At 73.6% G+C, this 16,995-nt stretch carries 15 protein-coding genes; 5 read left to right on the top strand and 10 right to left on the bottom strand.

Going from position 1 to position 16,995, the window contains the following annotated elements; genetic code table 11:
* The first annotated feature begins 2 nt into the window (after positions 1-2).
* Positions 3-1,337 carry a DUF58 domain-containing protein gene (locus ABME02_RS11190; RefSeq protein ID WP_353815403.1) on the top strand — a complete coding sequence of 445 codons (1,335 nt, stop codon included), beginning with the start codon at positions 3-5 and terminating at the stop codon, positions 1,335-1,337.
* Positions 1,338-1,422: 85 nt separating this feature from the next.
* Here the strand turns inward: ABME02_RS11190 and ABME02_RS11185 are convergent, their stop codons facing one another.
* Positions 1,423-2,418 (bottom strand): stage II sporulation protein M, encoded by a 996-nt coding sequence (locus tag ABME02_RS11185; RefSeq protein ID WP_353815402.1) that lies wholly within the window; start codon positions 2,416-2,418, stop codon positions 1,423-1,425.
* Positions 2,419-2,435: 17 nt separating this feature from the next.
* On the opposite strand from ABME02_RS11185, the gene ABME02_RS11180 reads away from it, so the two are divergent.
* Complete coding sequence (locus ABME02_RS11180; RefSeq protein WP_353815401.1) at positions 2,436-3,278, top strand: RDD family protein; 843 nt, start codon at positions 2,436-2,438, stop codon at positions 3,276-3,278.
* A gap of 115 nt (positions 3,279-3,393) precedes the next feature.
* On the opposite strand, the gene ahcY is transcribed toward ABME02_RS11180, so the two are convergent.
* Genes ahcY through ABME02_RS11165 form a run of 3 tightly spaced genes read right to left on the bottom strand, consistent with a single transcriptional unit; the run spans position 3,394 to position 6,580 of the window.
* Positions 3,394-4,881, bottom strand: a complete 1,488-nt coding sequence (ahcY, locus tag ABME02_RS11175; protein ID WP_353815400.1) for an adenosylhomocysteinase — start codon at positions 4,879-4,881, stop codon at positions 3,394-3,396.
* A gap of 53 nt (positions 4,882-4,934) precedes the next feature.
* The gene (locus ABME02_RS11170; protein WP_353815398.1) at positions 4,935-6,368 is read right to left on the bottom strand and encodes a phosphomannomutase/phosphoglucomutase; all 1,434 of its coding nucleotides are present in this window, start codon (positions 6,366-6,368) and stop codon (positions 4,935-4,937) included.
* Positions 6,365-6,580, bottom strand: a complete 216-nt coding sequence (locus tag ABME02_RS11165) for a DUF3499 family protein (RefSeq protein WP_154345184.1) — start codon at positions 6,578-6,580, stop codon at positions 6,365-6,367. The genes ABME02_RS11170 and ABME02_RS11165 overlap by 4 nt, the downstream gene beginning before the upstream one ends.
* A gap of 133 nt (positions 6,581-6,713) precedes the next feature.
* Here ABME02_RS11165 and ABME02_RS11160 point away from each other — a divergent pair, with 133 nt between their 5' ends.
* The gene (locus tag ABME02_RS11160) at positions 6,714-7,070 is read left to right on the top strand and encodes a hypothetical protein (protein ID WP_353815397.1); all 357 of its coding nucleotides are present in this window, start codon (positions 6,714-6,716) and stop codon (positions 7,068-7,070) included.
* Between the two features lie 52 nt (positions 7,071-7,122).
* On the opposite strand, the gene ABME02_RS11155 is transcribed toward ABME02_RS11160, so the two are convergent.
* From ABME02_RS11155 to ABME02_RS11135, 5 genes are all read right to left on the bottom strand, one after another.
* Positions 7,123-8,562 carry a DUF5719 family protein gene (locus ABME02_RS11155; protein WP_353815396.1) on the bottom strand — a complete coding sequence of 480 codons (1,440 nt, stop codon included), beginning with the start codon at positions 8,560-8,562 and terminating at the stop codon, positions 7,123-7,125.
* Positions 8,546-11,596, bottom strand: coding sequence for a glycosyltransferase family 2 protein (locus tag ABME02_RS11150; protein WP_353815395.1), 3,051 nt, complete (start codon positions 11,594-11,596; stop codon positions 8,546-8,548). Before ABME02_RS11150 ends, ABME02_RS11155 begins: the two co-directional genes overlap by 17 nt.
* 86 nt (positions 11,597-11,682) lie before the next feature.
* Positions 11,683-12,003 (bottom strand): WhiB family transcriptional regulator, encoded by a 321-nt coding sequence (locus ABME02_RS11145; protein ID WP_129234301.1) that lies wholly within the window; start codon positions 12,001-12,003, stop codon positions 11,683-11,685.
* Between the two features lie 164 nt (positions 12,004-12,167).
* On the bottom strand, positions 12,168-13,136 hold the full coding sequence (gene galE / locus ABME02_RS11140) for a UDP-glucose 4-epimerase GalE (protein ID WP_353815394.1): 969 nt from the start codon (positions 13,134-13,136) through the stop codon (positions 12,168-12,170).
* A 55-nt stretch (positions 13,137-13,191) separates the two neighbouring features.
* Complete coding sequence (locus ABME02_RS11135) at positions 13,192-13,341, bottom strand: hypothetical protein (protein ID WP_353815393.1); 150 nt, start codon at positions 13,339-13,341, stop codon at positions 13,192-13,194.
* A 98-nt stretch (positions 13,342-13,439) separates the two neighbouring features.
* Here ABME02_RS11135 and ABME02_RS11130 point away from each other — a divergent pair, with 98 nt between their 5' ends.
* Positions 13,440-14,396, top strand: a complete 957-nt coding sequence (locus ABME02_RS11130; RefSeq protein WP_353815392.1) for a GlxA family transcriptional regulator — start codon at positions 13,440-13,442, stop codon at positions 14,394-14,396.
* A gap of 61 nt (positions 14,397-14,457) precedes the next feature.
* On the opposite strand, the gene manA is transcribed toward ABME02_RS11130, so the two are convergent.
* Entirely contained in the window at positions 14,458-15,702 is a 1,245-nt protein-coding gene (gene manA, locus ABME02_RS11125) for a mannose-6-phosphate isomerase, class I (RefSeq protein WP_353815391.1), read from the bottom strand.
* Positions 15,703-15,808: 106 nt separating this feature from the next.
* Here manA and ABME02_RS11120 point away from each other — a divergent pair, with 106 nt between their 5' ends.
* Complete coding sequence (locus tag ABME02_RS11120; RefSeq protein ID WP_353815390.1) at positions 15,809-16,987, top strand: acyl-CoA dehydrogenase family protein; 1,179 nt, start codon at positions 15,809-15,811, stop codon at positions 16,985-16,987.
* Positions 16,988-16,995 lie beyond the last annotated feature (8 nt).

The raw sequence follows: 16,995 nt of genomic DNA, 5'->3' as shown, positions 1-16,995 counted from the left end.
CCATGGCGCTCACCGGACGCTTCAGCCTGCTCGTCGCCGTCGGCGTCGTGCCGGTGGTGCTGCTCGGCGGCGACGCGGGGACGGCGTGGGCGACCCTCGTGGCCTGGCTGCTCGTCGCGATCGGCCTGGGCGCGTTGGACCTCTCGGTCGCCGCATCGCCCAGGCAGGTCGCGGTCGAGCGCGAGCTGCCGCCGAGGCTCCGCCTGGGCGAGACCGTCCGCGCCGAGTTGGTGCTCCGGAACCTCGGGCGACGGAGGCTGCGCGCCGAGGTGCGCGACGGCTGGCCGCCGTCGGCCGGCGTGCACGGACGCAACCGCTCCCGCGTCGACGTCCCGGCCGGGGAGGGTCGACGCGTGCGGCTCGCCCTGACGCCGACCCGCCGCGGCGACCGCGTCACGGAGCTCGTCACGATCCGGTCCCGGGGTCCCCTCGGCCTCTGGGCCCGGCAGGCGACCCTCATCGCGCCCGGCCGGATCCGCGTGCTGCCGCCGTTCCACTCGCGGGCCCACCTGCCGTCGCGGCTCACGCGACTGCGCGAGCTGGACGGCAGGACCCCGATCCTGATCCGCGGCCAGGGGACCGAGTTCGACTCGCTCCGGGAGTACGTCCGCGGCGACGACGTCCGGGCGGTCGACTGGCGCGCCACGGCCCGGCGGTCCGACCCGGAGTCGCCGGGCTCGGCGAAGCTCATGGTGCGCACGTGGCGGCCGGAGCGGGATCGGCGCATCGTCATCGTCGTCGACACGTCGCGCACCGCGGCGGCGCGGATCGGCGACGAGCCGCGACTCGACACCGCCTACGAGGCGGCCCTCCTGCTCGCCGCCCTCGCGACGCACGCTGGCGACCGCGTCGACCTGCTGCTGTGGGACCGGCGACTCCGCGGGCGCGTCCACGGTGCGAGCGGGGCCGACCTGCTGGCGCGCATGGTCGACACGATGGCCGACGTCGACGCCGAGCTCATCGAGGCCGATTGGGCCGGCGTCCCCGCCCAGGTCCGCGCCGTCACGAGCCGCCGCGCTCTCGTCGTGCTGCTCACGGCGGCGGATTCGCCGGGAAGCTCGCGCGGCCTCCTCTCCGTGATCCCGCAACTCGCATCCCGGCATCGCGTGGTCGTGGCAGCCGTCGCCGACCCCACCCTCGAGGCCGCCGCGCGCCGACGCGGCGAGCTCGCCGAGGTCTACTCGGCCGCGGCGGCCGAGCGCACCCGTCTCGATGCCGATCGGGTGGCGTCGGCCGCCCGTCGCCTCGGCGCATCGACCGTGACGGCGGGCCCGGCCGGCCTCCCGCCGGCGCTCGCCGACCGGTACCTCGAGCTCAAGGCCGCCGGGCAGCTCTGAGCGGATGCCGCGGCCGCCCGCCGTCGGCGCGGCACCGCACCGACGCGGCACGAGGTCGGCGGCACCCGCGACGCGCGGTCGCGGCTCAGCCGGCGGTCGCCCGACGTGCCCCCGCGTCGAACTCGGCGAGATCGCCCGTCTCGCCCGCCCCGGCGGCGCGCCGGCCGAGGACGAGCATGGTGAACAGCAACAGCCCGAGCGCGAGCGCGCCGATGCCGATCTTCACCGGCCACGGCCAGGGTGCGGGGGTCACGAACCCCTCGATGGCGCCCGCGACGAACAGGAAGAACACGAGCCCGATCGCGACCGAGAAGAGGGCGCGCGCGTCCTCCGCGACGGCGGCGCCGCGCGTGCGGGGCCCCGGGGCGACCCACGCCCAGAAGATGCGGAGCCCCGCGGCCGCGGCGACGAACACGCACGTGAGTTCGAGCAGGCCGTGCGGGGCGATGTAGAGGAAGAAGGTGTCGGCCTCGTCGTAGGCGAACATGATCGCCGCGTTCAGGCCGAGGTTCTGCGCGTTCTGGAGGATCACCCACGGCACCCAGACGCCGGTGATGCCGAACGCCACGCACTGCGCCGCGATCCACGCGTTGTTGGTCCAGACGGCACCGGCGAAGGAGGCGGCGGGATTCTCGGAGTAGTAGGCGACGAAGCCCTCCTCGGCGATCTGCCGGAGCTCCTCCTCGCTGCCGAGGTTCGCGAGGACGCGCGGATCGGCGAGCACCCACGTCGCGTAGAGCGCCGCGACGACGAATGTCGCGATCGCGACGGCGAGCGTCAGCCAGCGCACCCGGTACAGCGCCGCGGGGAGGCCGGCGAGGGCGAAGCGGGAGAGCTGGCGCAGCGGGTTCTCCGCGACCCCTGTGAACCGAAGCCGCGCGCGGGCCAGGGTGAGCGAGAGCCGCTCCCCCAGCGCGGTCGACCCGGCGGTGGCCTGGATGAGCGAGAGGTCGGCCGCCGCGGACTGGTAGCGCTCGATCAGCTCGTCGGCCTCGGCGCCGGTCGGGCGCGACCTGCGCGAGAGCGCGTCGAGGCGCTCCCAGTCGTCGTGGCGGGCGGTCGCGAGCGCGTCGAGGTCCATCTGCTTGAATACTAGCCATGCCCGCCGACGTCTCCCCTGCGCGGACCGCGGTCGCGATCGACGACGAGGCCGTGCTCACGGGCGAGGCGGTCGCACTCGACCTTCGCCCCGCGAGCGCCGTGATGCGAGCCGGCGGCGCCGCGATCGACGTCGCCCTCACGATCCTGGTCGGCCTGCTCGCGCTCCTCGCGATCTCGGGGCTCGAGCTCGACGAGGCTGCCTTCCGCGCGATCGGCATCGCGCTCCTCGTGACGTGCATCGTGGTGCTGCCGACCGCCGTCGAGACGGCCTCGCGGGGCCGCTCGCTCGGCAAGCTCGCCATGGGCATCCGCGTGGTCCGCGACGACGGCGGGTCCATCGGCTTCCGCCACGCCCTCATCCGCGCACTCACGGGCGTGCTCGAGATCTGGCTGACGTTCGGCGGGCTCGCGGTGCTCGTCGGCTTCCTGAATCCCGAGTCGAAGCGCCTCGGCGACATCCTCGCGGGCACGCACGGGCAGGTCGAGCGCGTGAAGGCCTACGCGCCCGCGTCGTTCGGCGTGCCCGATGCGCTCGCGGGGTGGGCCTCGGTCGCCGACGTCGGCCGGATGCCCGATCCCCTCGCCCGCCGCGTCGCCGCGTTCCTCCGCAACGCCCCGCACCTCGCACCCGGCAGTCGGCAGCGCGTCGCGGCATCGCTCGCGGCCGAGGTCGCCCCGTTCGTGTCGCCGCTGCCGCACGTCGAACCCGAGCTCCTGCTCGCGGGCGTCGCGGCACTGCGACGCGAGCGCGACCTCGCGGCACTCGCACTGGTCGATGCGCGCATGCGCTCGCTCGAGCCCGTGCTCGAATCGCGGCCGAACGGCTTCCCCGAGCGCTGACCCCGGCGCTGACCCGGGCGAACCCACGCCCGGGCGAGCCGCTGATGCGGCGCCGCGACGCTGCTGGGTCGGCCGATCCCGCGGCGCAGCTCTCGCCGCGGGATCCGTTTCGCGTTCAGTACCGGTAGTGGTCGACCTTGTACGGCCCCTCGACCGGCACGCCGATGTACGCGGCCTGCTCGGGCGTGAGCACGGTGAGCTCGACGCCGAGCGCATCGAGGTGGAGGCGTGCGACCTTCTCGTCGAGGTGCTTCGGCAGCACGTAGACGCCGATCGGGTAGGCGTCGGGCCGAGTCCAGAGCTCGATCTGGGCGAGCACCTGGTTCGCGAACGAGTTCGACATCACGAACGACGGGTGGCCGGTCGCGTTCCCGAGGTTCATGAGCCGGCCCTCGGACAGCACGAGGATGCTCCGCCCGGTCGGCAGCCGCCACTCGTGGACCTGCGGCTTGATCTCGACGCGCTCGGCGCCCTCGAGCGACTCCAGCGCGGCCATGTCGATCTCGTTGTCGAAGTGGCCGACGTTCGCGACGACGGCCTGGTGCTTCAGGGCGAGCAGGTGCTCGAGTCGCACGACGTCCTTGTTGCCGGTGCCCGTGACGAGGATGTCGACCTGGCCGACGACGGACTCGAGCCTCGCGACCTGGTAGCCGTCCATCGCGGCCTGGAGCGCGTTGATCGGGTCGATCTCGGAGACGATGACGCGTGCGCCCTGCCCGCGCAGCGCCTCGGCTGCGCCCTTGCCGACGTCGCCGTACCCCGCGACGAACGCGACCTTGCCGCCCATGAGGACGTCGGTCGCGCGATTCAGGCCGTCCGGGAGGGAGTGCCGGATGCCGTACTTGTTGTCGAACTTCGACTTCGTGACGGAGTCGTTGACGTTGATCGCCGGGAAGAGGAGCTCGCCGTCGGCGTGCAGCTCGTAGAGGCGGTGCACGCCGGTCGTGGTCTCCTCGGTGACGCCCTGCAGCTCGGCGGCGATGCGCGTCCACCGGTCGGGGCTCCCCGCGAGCGAGTCGCGGAGCGTGTCGAGCACGACGCGGTACTCCGCGCTCGCGTCATCCGCCGCCGCCGGGACCGAGCCCGCCGCCTCGAACTCGCGCCCCCGGTGCACGAGCAGCGTGGCGTCGCCGCCGTCGTCGAGGATCATGTTGGGGCCGATCCAGTCGGCGCCCGCGGCCACGGCCTCGGCCGACCAGTCGAAGATGCGGTCGGTGCACCACCAGTACTCCTCGAGCGTCTCGCCCTTCCATGCGAACACGGGGACGCCGCTCGGCTCGTCGACGGTGCCGTCGGGGCCGACCACGACGGCGGCGGCCGCCTCGTCCTGCGTCGAGAAGATGTTGCAGCTCGCCCAGCGCACCTCGGCGCCGAGCGCGACGAGGGTCTCGATCAGGACCGCGGTCTGCACCGTCATGTGCAGGCTGCCCGCGATGCGGGCGCCCGAGAGCGGCTTCGACGTGCCGTACTCGGCTCGCAGCGCCATGAGGCCCGGCATCTCGTTCTCCGCGAGGCGGAGCTGGTGCCGGCCCGCCTCGGCGAGCGAGAGGTCGGCGACCTTGAAGGGCAGGGCGGATGTCGCGGAGGGCGTGACGAGGGTCATGGCGTCCATTCTCGCAGCCACGTGGGCGCGGGGCATCCGTTCGCCGCCGGGGACTAGGCGCGGATGAGCGCGAGCACCTCGTCGCGGATGGCCGACATGGTCGCGACGTCCTCGCCCTCGACGTTGAGTCGCAGCAAGGGCTCGGTGTTCGAGGGCCGCACGTTGAACCACCAGAACGGCTCGTCCTCGGCGGTGATGCCCGTCGCCGTGAGGCCGTCGAGCTCGTCGAACTCGACGCGACCGGTGAACGACTCCACGATCCGCGTGTAGGCCGCCGGCACGTCGGCGACGGTCGAGTTGATCTCGCCCGACAGCGCGTACGGGGTGAACCGTGCCGACATCTCGGACAGGGGCGCGTCCTGCGCGCCGAACTCCGCGAGCAGGTGCATGGCGGCGAGCATGCCGTTGTCGGCGCCCCAGAAGTCGCGGAAGTAGTAGTGCGCGGAGTGCTCGCCGCCGAAGACCGCGCGAGTCTCGCTCATGCGGTCCTTGATGAGCGAGTGCCCGACGCGCGTCCGGATCGCGACCGCGCCCACGGCCTCGATCGTCTCGGGCACGAAGCGCGAGGTGATGAGGTTGTGGATGACGGTGGGCTCGGCCTCGCCCAGGGCCCGCACGCGGGCGATCTCGCGCAGGGCCACGATCGCGGCGACCGCCGACGGGTCGACCGCCTCGCCGCGCTCGTCGACGACGAAGCAGCGGTCGGCGTCGCCGTCGAACGCCAGGCCGAGGTCGGCGCCGTGCTCGCGGACGGCACGCTGGAGGTCGACGAGGTTGGCGGGGTCGAGCGGGTTGGCCTCGTGGTTCGGGAAGGTTCCGTCGAGCTCGAAGTAGAGCGGGACGATCTCGAGGGGCAGGGCGGCGAGGCCCGCCGCGTCGCCGAGGACCGCAGGGACGGTGAGCCCGCCCATGCCGTTGCCGGCGTCGACGACCACCTTCAGCCGGCGGATGCCGCCGAGGTCGACGAGCGTCCGGAGGTGCCGTGCGTAGTCGGCGAGGACGTCGGCCCGCTCGACGCGACCGGGCTCGGGCACCGCGGGGATGCCGCCCTCGAGGTAGTCCGCTGCACGGTCGCGGATGGCCGCGAGCCCCGTGTCGAGCGAGATGCCCTGCGCGCCCGCACGCGAGAACTTGATGCCGTTGTAGGCCGCCGGGTTGTGGCTCGCGGTGAACATCGCCGCCGGGGCGTGCAGCGAACCCGATGCGAAGTAGCTCTCGTCGGTCGAGCAGAGCCCGATCGCGACGACGTCGGCACCGCGCGCGGTGGCCCCGCGGGCGAACGCCTCGGCGAATCCCGGCGATGAGTCGCGCATGTCGTGGCCCACGACGACGCGGCCTCCCCCGGCGCCGACCTCGTCGACGAAGCCGGCCCCGAGCGCCTCGACCGCCTCGGCGGTCAGCGCGTCGCCGACGATTCCTCGGACGTCGTAGGCCTTCACGATCGTTTCGAGGCGCGCGCGAGCACCCGGGTTCACGGGGGGATTCATGCCGTGAACCCTACCTCACCGAGGGTGACGTGCCGGATGATCTGCCAGCCGCGCGGAGCGGACGTGCGGTCGGCGTGCCGCGCGCACAGGTCGTAGGAGTGCGGCTCGCGCGTGAACGACAGCGGGCCGAGGACGGCGAGCGAGTCGGCGTAGTCGTACGTCAGGGTCGCGACCGCCTCGGCGGTGCATGCGGTGCGCGAACAACGTCTCATGGCGACCCCCAGCGTAGCGATCCGACCGGCCGCTACGATGGAGGCCATGCCCCGTTCCCGTCGTGTCGCCGCGACGTCGGCCTCGCGGAGGCGCCTGTCGCGTGACCGTCACGGCCGTGGCATGCGGTCTGCGGTGACCGGCCCGCACCTCCCGCCGCTTCGTACCCGGATCGACGAGTTCGACGTCACGCTCGCCTCGACCGCGGCCTACCTGCGTGGGCTGTGGCCCGATCTCGAGGGCGTGTCGTTCCAGGTCGCCGATGCGCCGGCCGAGGCGATCCACGACGACCACGTCGACCGGTGGCGGGTGTACCACGACGAGCGACGGATCGTCTTCTTCCGCCTGCCGATCGTGCGCTTCCTCCGCACCCAGGAGGGCGAGGAGAAGGACGAGCGACTCCTCGTCGAGAGCTGCGTGTTCCGCGCGGTCGCCGACTTCCTGGGCCGTGATCCGTGGGAGCTCGCGCCGGGTCGGTACCGCCACCTCTGACGCACCGGGCCGGCGCCGACGGTGACCCGCTGCGTTCGAGCGGCCGCGGCTCCTACTGGGGGAACACGCGGACCGGGCTGTCGAGCGGTCCCGGCGGCGCGACCGGGATCGACGCGAGCACGTCGCCGTCCTCGAAGGTGACGGCCGCGTGCAGGCCCTCGACGCCCTCGAGGATGAGGCGGTCCCCGCCCCGCACCGGGACGGATGCCGCGCCGCCGGCCGGGACCGCCACGGACCGCTCGCCCCCGCCGATCGAGACCGTCGCGGTGGCCGCCTCGTCGCCGGGGTTCGCCAGTCGGAGCGTCGCACCCGGCCCGTCGGGGATCGCGACCGCCGCGCGTTCCAGCAGCGGGCCGGTCGCGGCCGACCAGGCCAGGTCGGCGAGGATCGGGTCGCCGCCGTCGCCGAGGACCGTGGAGCGGGCGGCCGCGACGACCGGCGCGTCCGCGTCGACGACGACGGTGTACGCGCCGGGATCGAGCGTGCCGAGCGGGAGGTCCGTGGCCTGGCCGGCGGCGAGGGTGACCTCGATCCGGGAGACGGCGGCGCCGCCACCGTCCCGGACCTCGACGACCGCGGAGGCCTCGGCCTCGTCGGGCGCGAACAGGCGGAGTGCCGGGAAGTCGTCGCCCTCCGCGTGGTCCTCGTCGGGCGCCACGCCCGGCGCGTCGGTCACCACGACGCCGGGCACCACCTGGCGGGTCGCGGGCGGGGCGGCGGGCGTCGACAGCTCCACGCCCGCAGGCTCGAGGCCGAGCACGACCGAGTGCTGCAGCGCCGCGGCGATCGGCGCGCCTCCGCTGGTCACGTGGACGACCGGTGTGCGCACGCTGGGCGCGAGTCCGGCGAGCGAGACGACGCGCTGGCTGCCGGGCGGCACGACGATGCCGAGCCCGGCCGGCGCCTCGACCGGCCCGGTCTCGCCGACCACGCGGACGTCGACCGTGGAGGCGACCTCGCCGGGGTTGGCGAGCAGCACGAGGCCCGAACGTCCGACTTCGGTGGCACCGGCGAGGAGCCATGAGTCGGACGCCGGCTCGACGCATGCCGCCGCCGCGAAGCCGCTGAGCGACTCGCTCGACACGGCCTGCGACTGCGCACCGGCGAGCATGCCGGCCAGCACGGCCCCCGGCTCCGCGGAGATCGCGATCGGGCCGCCGCCCGCGTCCGCACCGGCGTTGTCCGGTGCCTCGAGCGGCGTCCGTTCGATCGTGGCGCTCTCGGGGTCCGCCGCGACGATGAGCTCGGGTGCGCCGGACGAGCGAGCGGTGGCGGCCGACGCGGCGTCGTCCGCGAGCGACAGCAGCGGTCCCGGGCAGACCCGGAGCTGCCGGCTCTCCGCCGGCTGGACGACGGTCGACGGCGGTTCTGCCACGACCTCGGGCAACGGTGCGACGGATGCCGCGAGCAGCGCGCCCGCGGCGAGGCCGCCGGCGGCCAGGACCGCGACGCCCCGGAGGACTCCGCGGATCACGTCACGTCTCGTCGGCACGGCGGCCACCTCCGTCCTCGTCCCTGGCCTCGTCTTCGTCTTCGTCTTCGTCTTCGTCGTACACCGTCGGCTCGTCGGCGTCGGCGTCGGCGTCGCGCCGCTCCCCAGGCGACGCCGCGCCGGCCTCCGGCGGCCCCGGCGGCGCATCCGTCGTCGTCCCGCGGGCGGGTGCGGCCTCGGCCGCCGCGTCCTCGCGTGCCGCGGCCGCGCGCACCGTCCGCCGTCGCCGGCGACGCACCGACGGGGGCCTGCGGTCGGGTTCCCGACCGCCGCCCGTCGGGATCGACAGCAGGAGGGCCGCACCGATGACGACGAGCTGGCCCACCACGATCCACCCGGCCACGGGTCCGGCGTCCGGGACGACCCCGCCGGGCGCGTCCTGCTCCGCGTCGACGAACCGCCAGATCGGCCCGAAGTCGGTCTCGCCGATCGCGACGACCTGCGGGTTGCCGTCGAGCGCTGCGCGTGCGCGCTGCTCGACGGCGACCGCGGCGGTGTCGTCGGGCGCGGCCGTCCCGACGAGCACGAACGAGAGCCCGAACTCCCCGACCGCCGACGTCGCGTCGTAGCCGCTGCGCGAGGCGAGGTTGCCCGCGAGGTCCGCGATCGACTCGGTGCGCGTGGTGAGCTCGCGCTGCGTCGATGCGAGGGTCGACTGCTCGTCGAGCGTGGCGCCGGTGCCGCGCTCGATGGTGGCGCGGATCCCGCCATCCGCCGTGGGCTGCATCCGCAGCGTGCCGACGCGCGGATCCGACGCGGCCTCGGCCTCGACGAAGGCCGGGAGGGTCCGTTCCGGAACCGGTCCGACCGCGGTGCGCCCGAGCGCGATCGCCACGATGGTCGGGGTCACGGCCATGATCGCGCACACGACCACGATCGCCGCCGCCGCCGCAGCACCCCGGCGGAGCGTGCTGAGCGCGACGATCGCGGCGGCGAGCAGGCCGAGCCACATCACGCTGATGCCCGCCCCCGCCCAGACGGGCACCGCCCGATCGCCCGAGAAGGCGACGTGCACGAGGGTCGCGCCGAAGGCGGTGGCGAAGCCGCCCGCTGCGAGGGCGAGCGCGAGCAGTCCGCCGCGAAGGCGTCGCGACGCGACGACCGCGATCGCGGTGAGCGCGAGTGGGGCGAGGAGGACGGCGAGGAGGATCGGAGGCGGGACGAACTCCGCGACGAGCCCGCCCAGTGCGTCCTCCCAGCGGCCCCATGTCCCGTTCGCCTGCCCGAGCGCGAGCTGCGCCACGGTCGGCTCGCCGCCGCCGTGCGGGAGGCCCGGGTCGGCGAGGAGCGAGAGCGGTGCACCGCGCCCGACCTGCTGCACGATCAACGGGAGTGCGAGCGCGAGCGCCGGCAGGGGGATGCCGACGAGCCGCACTGCGGCGCGGCCCGCGAGCGGCAGCGCCACGAGCCAGGCCAGCATCAGCGCGGGCGCGAGGACCGGCGCGCACGCGACGATCGCGGCGAAGACCAGTGACGCGGCTGCCGCGGCCGCCCAGGAGGTCCCGGCGGCGAACATCAGCACGGCGAGCCAGGGAAGGAGGACGTGGACGAGCACCGCGGCGGGGCGGCCTGCGGCGAGCGCGTCGAGGAGCGGCGGTGCGACCGCCCACGCGAGGCCGCCGAGCACGCGCAGCGACGCCCGCTCGGTGAGGCGGGACGCGGCGAACCACCCGCCGAGGCCCGACAACGGGATGGCGACGAGCCACAACCCGAGCAGGACGGCCGAGGGGTTCCAGAACGTCGTGCTCCCGAGGACCGCGAGCACGCCCGCGAACGGGTCGGCCGCGCCGACGAACCCGCCGCCGACGTCTCGCCACCCCGCGGACGCGTTGCGCCACAGGGAGGCGACGTCCTCGGACAGGGGAAGCAGTCCGCCACCCGAGATGCCGCCGGATGCCAGCAGCGGCGCGTAGAGGACCGCGGAGAGGGCGAGGGTGACGAGGAGCACCCATCCGCCGCCCGTCTGCAGGAACTGCAGGTCGTCGACCCGGCCGCGCGCGCGCTGACGCCGCGCTTCGGCCGCCAGCTGCCGTCGGACGCGCACCTCGTCGGGCCGGATCCGGAGCGTGGCGAGCGCCGACCACTTCGCGGTCTTCACACGCGCGATGCCGCGCCGCGAGCGCAGGATCCGCTGCGGCGTGACCATGACCTCGATCGCCGCGGCGAACTCGCCGGGGATGGAGCCGGGGGTCTTGACGAGCAGGTGACGGAGCGATCGGAGTACTGCGAGGGGCAGCAGTGCGAGCCAGTGAAGGGGAACGAGCACCGTCGGGGCATCCGCGAGCCGCCGGTGCAGCCACGCGGCGCGCGCGACCCGCGCGCGGTGCCGGGCGGCGCGTCCGCCGGGCTCCGACCCGGGACCCGCGACGCCCGAATCAGCGAACCTGATCGCGGCAGACGGCACGGCGATCACCCGGTGCCCGGCGAGCCGCGCGCGCATTCCGAGGTCGAGGCCGTCGTCGACGACGGGCAGTGCCGGATCGAACCCCTCCAGGTGGCGCCACACGGAGTGCCGGACGAGCATGCCGACGGGGTCGGCCCCGAGGATGTCCGAGAGGTCGTCGTGCTGCCCCTGGTCGAGTTCGCCGTCGACGATCGCCAGGCTCCGGCCGCCCCGCGTGACCGACCGCCCGAACCGCACGATCCGCTTCGGGTCGTCCCACTCGACGAGCTTCGGCGCGGCGATCGCCGCGGTGCGCGCGTTCTCGAGTGCGGCGACGAGCGACTCGAGGGCGGTCGGCTCCGGGGCGGAGTCCTCCGCCAGCAGCCAGAGCGACGACCGCTCGTCGGGCGGCTCGGGCAGGGTCCGTTCCACGGCGGCGACGGCCGCACCGAACGGCTGCGACGCCCCGAGCGAGACGACGTGGGACGGCCGGAGCGCCTCGACCCGGCGACGGGTGGCGTCATCGGCGTCCATCAGGACGACGGCGAGGTCGTCCGGCTGGCGCGTCTGCGACCGCAGCGCGTCGATCGTGGCGCGGAGCCGGTCGCCGCCGTGCTGCACGACGAGGACGGCGGTGACTCTGGGGAACATCGGGGACAGCCTAGGCGGCCGCCCCCGCGGCATCCGTCAGCACTGCGGGCGTGCCGTGAGCACGCGCCGCACCCTGCGTGGGACGGTCAGCCGGCCTGCCGACGGAGCTTGCGTCGCTCGCGCTCGGAGAGCCCGCCCCAGATGCCGAACCGCTCGTCGTTCGCCAGTGCGTACTCGAGGCATTCCGAACGGACCTCGCAGCCCGTGCAGATGCGCTTGGCGTCGCGCGTGGAACCGCCCTTCTCGGGGAAGAACGCCTCCGGATCGGTCTGCGCGCACAGCGCATCGGTCTGCCACGCCAGTTGGTTGTCGTCGTCTGCGACCCCGCGAACCCCCGGTACGCCGAGCCGCACGGGGTCGACGAACCAATCCTCAGGTACCCCAGAACGATATTCAGGCTTGCCCATATCGTCTCCCACCCAGTTGTACCGACATCCCCGAGGGGTGTGTCTCACCAATTACATCGGTGTAATTCGGTGGAGTCAAGTCGCGGATGGAGAACCCTCAATACCTCGTCGAGGCTTGACGACGAACGCGACACGCTGGGTGCGTGTCCGAGTCGTGATCGGGCTCACTCGACGGCTGCCGCCCGGCGGGCCGACCACGCACTGGCGACCATCTCGCGGAGCGAGTGGCGCATCCGCCAGTCGAGGTCGCGGGCGGCGAGGTCGCCGGAGGCGACGATGCGCGCCGGGTCGCCCGCACGGCGGGGCCCGACCTCGGGGGTGAAGTCGTCGCCCGTCACGTGCGCCACCTCGCGCATGATCTCGCCCACCGAGACGCCGTCGCCGGACCCGAGGTTGTAGACCGCCTCGATCGGATCGCCGGCGTCGAGGCGTCGTGCCGCCGCCACGTGCGCGTCGGCGAGGTCGGCGACGTGGATGTAGTCGCGCACGCACGTGCCGTCGGGCGTCGGGTAGTCGTCGCCGTTGATGCGGGGCGTGCGCCCATCGAGCAAGGCGTCGAAGACGAGCGGGAAGAGGTTGTGCGGGCTCGGGTCGAACACCTCGTCGGTGCCCGAGCCCACGACGTTGAAGTAGCGGAGGGAGGTGTGCCGGAGGCCTGCCGCGCGAGCCTGGTCGGCGAGGAGCCATTCGCCGATGAGCTTCGACTCGCCGTACGGCGACTCCGGGCGCTTCGGCGTGTCCTCGGTCACGAGGTCCACGTCGGGGGTGCCGTAGACGGCGGCGCTCGACGAGAACACGATGCGGTCGACCCCGCTCGCCTCCATGGCGCCGAGGAGCCTCGCGGTGCCCGTGACGTTCTGCTCGTACGTGTGGAGGGGGCGCTGCATCGACACCCCGGCGTACTTGAAGCCGGCGAGGTGGACCACGCCGCCGACGTCGTGCGCCTGCATGGTGTCCTCGAGGAGCGCGCCGTCGAGGATCGAGCCGTGCACGAACGGCGTCCCATCGGGGACGAACGTCCGCCTGCCGGAGGAGAGGTCGTCCACGACGACCGTCTCGATGCCCTGGGCCCGGAACGCGCGCACGACGTGCGCTCCGATGTAGCCCGCTCCCCCGGTGACCAGCCAGCTCATGTCCCGCCTTCCGTCGCCGGAGTCTCCGGCGTCGTGACGATGCTAGCGGGCGGGGTCAGGCGCGACGCAGCGGGGCGCGGTCGACGTGACGCACGCGGTCCCGGATCTCGGGACGGCCGTAGCCGTCCGAGTCGAGGCGGAGCAGCGTCGCGACGACGCCCCACACCGCGAGTCCCACGAGGACCAGAAACACGATGATGTCCATGGCAGGAATTCTGCGCCTTGCAAGATCCTGCCGAAAGTGGCAGACTCGCCACCGATCGACACATTCCTGCCACACTCAGGCGGCCTCGAGGAGGAACCGTGCTCCAGACCATCGCGTGCATCGCCGTCCCGCAGATGGCCCCGTTCGAGTTCGGCGTGATCTGCGAGGTCTTCGGCATCGACCGATCGGAGCAGGGCGGTCCGACGTTCGACTTCCACGTGGTCGCCGCCGAACCCGGTCCGATCTCCACGAAGCTCGGCTTCGACGTCGTCGTGCACGAGGGACTCGAGGCCGCCGAGACCGCCGATCTCGTCGCCGTCCCCGCCTCGCTCATCGACGAGCCGGCCCACCCCGAGGTCCTGCGCGTCATCCGCGAGGCCGTCGACCGCGGCGCCTGGGTGCTGAGCGTCTGCTCGGGCGCCTTCACGCTCGGCCGCGCCGGGGTGCTCGACGGTCGGCGGGCGACCACGCACTGGCTCTACACCGACCGCATGGCCGAGATGTTCCCCGACACCGAGGTCGACCCCGACGTGCTCTTCGTGCAGGACGGCAAGGTCGTCACCGGCGCGGGCACCGCCGCCGGCATCGACGCGGCGCTGCACATCGTGCGCACCGAGCTCGGCGCGAGCGCCGCCAACATCGTCGCCCGGCGCATGGTGGTCCCGCCCCAGCGGGACGGCGGGCAGTCCCAGTTCATCCAGACCCCGGTCGTCGACGCGAGGAGCGACTCGTTCGCCCTCGTCACCGAGTGGATGCTCGAGCACCTCGACGAGGACCTGACCGTCGACCGCCTCGCCCGCAAGGCGCTGATGTCGCCCAGGACCTTCGCACGGAAGTTCCGTGCCGAGACCGGCACGACGCCGAACGCCTGGCTCAACCGCCAGCGGCTCCTCCGCGCGCAGCAACTGCTCGAGGAGACCGACTTCACGCTCGAGGAGATCGCCCGCGAGACGGGCTTCGGCGCCGCAGCGGTCATGCGCCACCACTTCGTGAAGACGCTGCAGACCACGCCGACCCAGTACCGCCGGGTGTTCGGACCGCGACAGGCCGGATGACCCGGGCGGATGCCGCGGCATCCGCCCATCGCTCACTTCGCGTCGCGCAGCGCGGCCCCGCTCAGCCCTGCATCGGAGGCACGGTCGCCACCCACGCGACGCCCTCGCCGCCGATCGCGAGGGACGCCTCGTCGGGCGAGACGAACGCGGCCTCGCCGCGCGCGATCGCGATCGACCCGTGCGCGCCGGCGACCCGCACGTCCGCGCCCTCGGCGAGGACGATCGCCGGTCCCGACAGCGCGATGCGCGCCGCATCGTCCGCGCCCGCGACCCGGAAGAGCGTGAAGTCCGGCACGGCGGGGCGGTACTCCCGGATGCCCTCCGCCGCCTCGATCGGCCGCAGCAGCGGCGGCTCGATCGGCGTGAAGTCGAGCACCTCGAGGAGCTCGGGCACGTCGATGTGCTTCGGCGTGAGGCCGCCGCGCAGCACGTTGTCGCTCGCGGCCATCAGCTCGATGCCGAGGCCCGAGAGGTAGGCGTGGATGTTGCCCGCGTCGAGGAACAGGGCCTCCCCGCGCGCGAGCGTCACCCGGTTCAGCAGGAGCGAGATCACGATCCCCGGGTCGCCCGGGTACTCCTCGGCGAGGTCGAGCACCGTGCGGAACGACGCGGCGAACCGCGAGCCGAGCGCCGCGTCGCTCGCGGCGAGCGCGGTCACCCGCTCGATCAGCCAGGCGGCCTCGCCGGTGTCCTCGCCGCGACCGTCCTGGAGGAGCCACGCGACGCACTCGCGGAGGCCGTCCGGGCCCTCGAGCCGCGCGGCGAGCAGGTCCAGCGCGCCCGGCTGCGGCTCGGGCGAGCCGGTGTCGGCGGCCCGGAGGGCGTCGAGGACCCCGGCGACCTCCTCGAGCGGCCGGAAGCCCGAGAGCGCCTCGAACGACTCGCTCACCGCGACGATGAGCTCGGGCTTGGCGAACGGATCCTTGTAGTTGCGGTCGAACGCGTCGATCGGCACGCCTTCGGCCTCCTCGCGGCCGAACCCCACGCGCGCCTGGTCGGGCGTGGGATGCGCCTGCAGCGACAGCGGTCGCGCGGCGGCGAGCACCTTGAGCAGGAACGGGAGCCGGGCCCCCTCGCGTGCATGCTCGGGCCCGAGCGCGAGCGCCGGGTTCGCGGCGATGAGCTCGGCGAGGTCGGCCGCCTCGGCGGACGCCGCATCGACCACCTCGGCGGGCGATCCCGCGTGCGCGCCCAGCCAGAGCTCCGCCTCGGGCGACCCGCTCGGCTCCGTTCCTCGGAACTCTGCGATCGCGGTGTGGGAACCCCACGCATAGTCCCGGGGCGTGTTGCGGATCGCGACAAACATGCGGAGTGGGGTCCTTTCGCGGTTTGGCCCCAAACTACCAAGCACTGCGCTCCCGGACGGGTGGCTGCCTACGCTCGGGCCATCCGCCGATGAATGAGGAGCAGTCATGTCCTTCGAGCCGCTCGCGAGCGACTTCTACTCGTACGCCTCCCTGCTGACCGACCGCGAGCAGGAGGCGCTCGTGTCCCTCCGCGCCTGGCTCGAGCGCGACGTGCGGCCCATCGTCAACGACCACTGGGAGCGGGCCGAGTTCCCGATGGAGGTCGTGAACCCCCTCGCCGACCACGGCGTGCTCGCGTACGCGTGGGATGAGACGGCGCCGTTCGAGAACTCGGCCGTGTTCCGCGGGTTCGTCGCGCTCGAACTCGCTCGCGTCGACGCCTCGGTCGGCACGTTCGTCGGCGTCCAGAGCGGACTCGCGACCGGCTCGATCTCGATCGCCGGCTCCGAGGAGCAGCGTCGCGAATGGATCCCGCGCCTCGCCTCCGGCGAGATCATCGGCGCGTTCGGGCTCACCGAGCCGCTGTCGGGCTCCGACTCGGCGCGCGGCCTGCGCACGACCGCCCGGCGGGAGGGCGACGAGTGGGTGCTAAACGGCGAGAAGCGCTGGATCGGCAACGCGACCTTCTCTGACATCACCGTCATCTGGGCCAAGGACGAGGCCGACGGCCAGGTGAAGGGGTTCATCGTGCCCACGTCCACGCCCGGCTACGCGGCGACGAAGATCCAGGGCAAGGTCAGCCTCCGGATGGTGCAGAACGCCGACATCACGCTCACCGACGTGCGCGTGCCCGAGTCGCTCCGCCTGCAGAACGCGAACTCGTTCCGCGACACCGCCGCGGTGCTCCGGCACACGCGGGCCGAGGTCGCGTGGGCCGCCGTCGGCACCGCGATCGGCGCCTACGAGGCCGCCGTGCGGTACGCGACCAAGCGCGAGCAGTTCGGCAAGCCCATCGCGTCGCACCAGCTCATCCAGGACCTCCTCGTGAAGTGCCTCGGCAACATCACCGCTTCCCTCGGCATGGTCGTCCGGGTCTCGCAGATGCTCGACGCGGACGAGCAGCGCGACGAGCACTCGGCGCTCGCCAAGGCGTTCGCAACCTCCGCGATGCGCGAGACCGTCGCGTGGGCGCGCGAGGCGTGCGGCGGCAACGGCATCGTCCTCGACTACGACGTCGCGCGCTTCTTCGCCGACGCCGAGGCGCTCTACTCCTACGAGGGCACGCGCGAGATGAACACGCTCATCGTCGGTCGCGCGATCACGGGCGAGGCGGCGTTCGTCTAGCCGGTCGC

Source organism: Agromyces zhanjiangensis (assembly GCF_040496055.1).
Lineage (GTDB): Bacteria > Actinomycetota > Actinomycetes > Actinomycetales > Microbacteriaceae > Agromyces > Agromyces zhanjiangensis.
The sequence above is the reverse complement of the archived record's forward strand: the minus strand, read 5'-3'. Positions and strand labels throughout refer to the sequence as shown.

What these genes read in the sequence shown, in the direction of transcription:
- ABME02_RS11135 (WP_353815393.1), bottom strand. Translation starts at nt 13,341, where the DNA reads ATGGACATCATCGTGTTTCTGGTCCTCGTGGGACTCGCGGTGTGGGGC.
- ABME02_RS11185 (WP_353815402.1), bottom strand. Translation starts at nt 2,418, where the DNA reads ATGGACCTCGACGCGCTCGCGACCGCCCGCCACGACGACTGGGAGCGC.
- ABME02_RS11150 (WP_353815395.1), bottom strand. Translation starts at nt 11,596, where the DNA reads ATGTTCCCCAGAGTCACCGCCGTCCTCGTCGTGCAGCACGGCGGCGAC.
- ABME02_RS11165 (WP_154345184.1), bottom strand. Translation starts at nt 6,580, where the DNA reads ATGAGACGTTGTTCGCGCACCGCATGCACCGCCGAGGCGGTCGCGACC.
- ahcY (WP_353815400.1), bottom strand. Translation starts at nt 4,881, where the DNA reads ATGACCCTCGTCACGCCCTCCGCGACATCCGCCCTGCCCTTCAAGGTC.
- galE (WP_353815394.1), bottom strand. Translation starts at nt 13,136, where the DNA reads ATGAGCTGGCTGGTCACCGGGGGAGCGGGCTACATCGGAGCGCACGTC.
- ABME02_RS11120 (WP_353815390.1), top strand. Translation starts at nt 15,809, where the DNA reads ATGTCCTTCGAGCCGCTCGCGAGCGACTTCTACTCGTACGCCTCCCTG.
- manA (WP_353815391.1), bottom strand. Translation starts at nt 15,702, where the DNA reads ATGTTTGTCGCGATCCGCAACACGCCCCGGGACTATGCGTGGGGTTCC.
- ABME02_RS11180 (WP_353815401.1), top strand. Translation starts at nt 2,436, where the DNA reads ATGCCCGCCGACGTCTCCCCTGCGCGGACCGCGGTCGCGATCGACGAC.
- ABME02_RS11145 (WP_129234301.1), bottom strand. Translation starts at nt 12,003, where the DNA reads ATGGGCAAGCCTGAATATCGTTCTGGGGTACCTGAGGATTGGTTCGTC.
- ABME02_RS11190 (WP_353815403.1), top strand. Translation starts at nt 3, where the DNA reads ATGGCGCTCACCGGACGCTTCAGCCTGCTCGTCGCCGTCGGCGTCGTG.
- ABME02_RS11170 (WP_353815398.1), bottom strand. Translation starts at nt 6,368, where the DNA reads ATGAATCCCCCCGTGAACCCGGGTGCTCGCGCGCGCCTCGAAACGATC.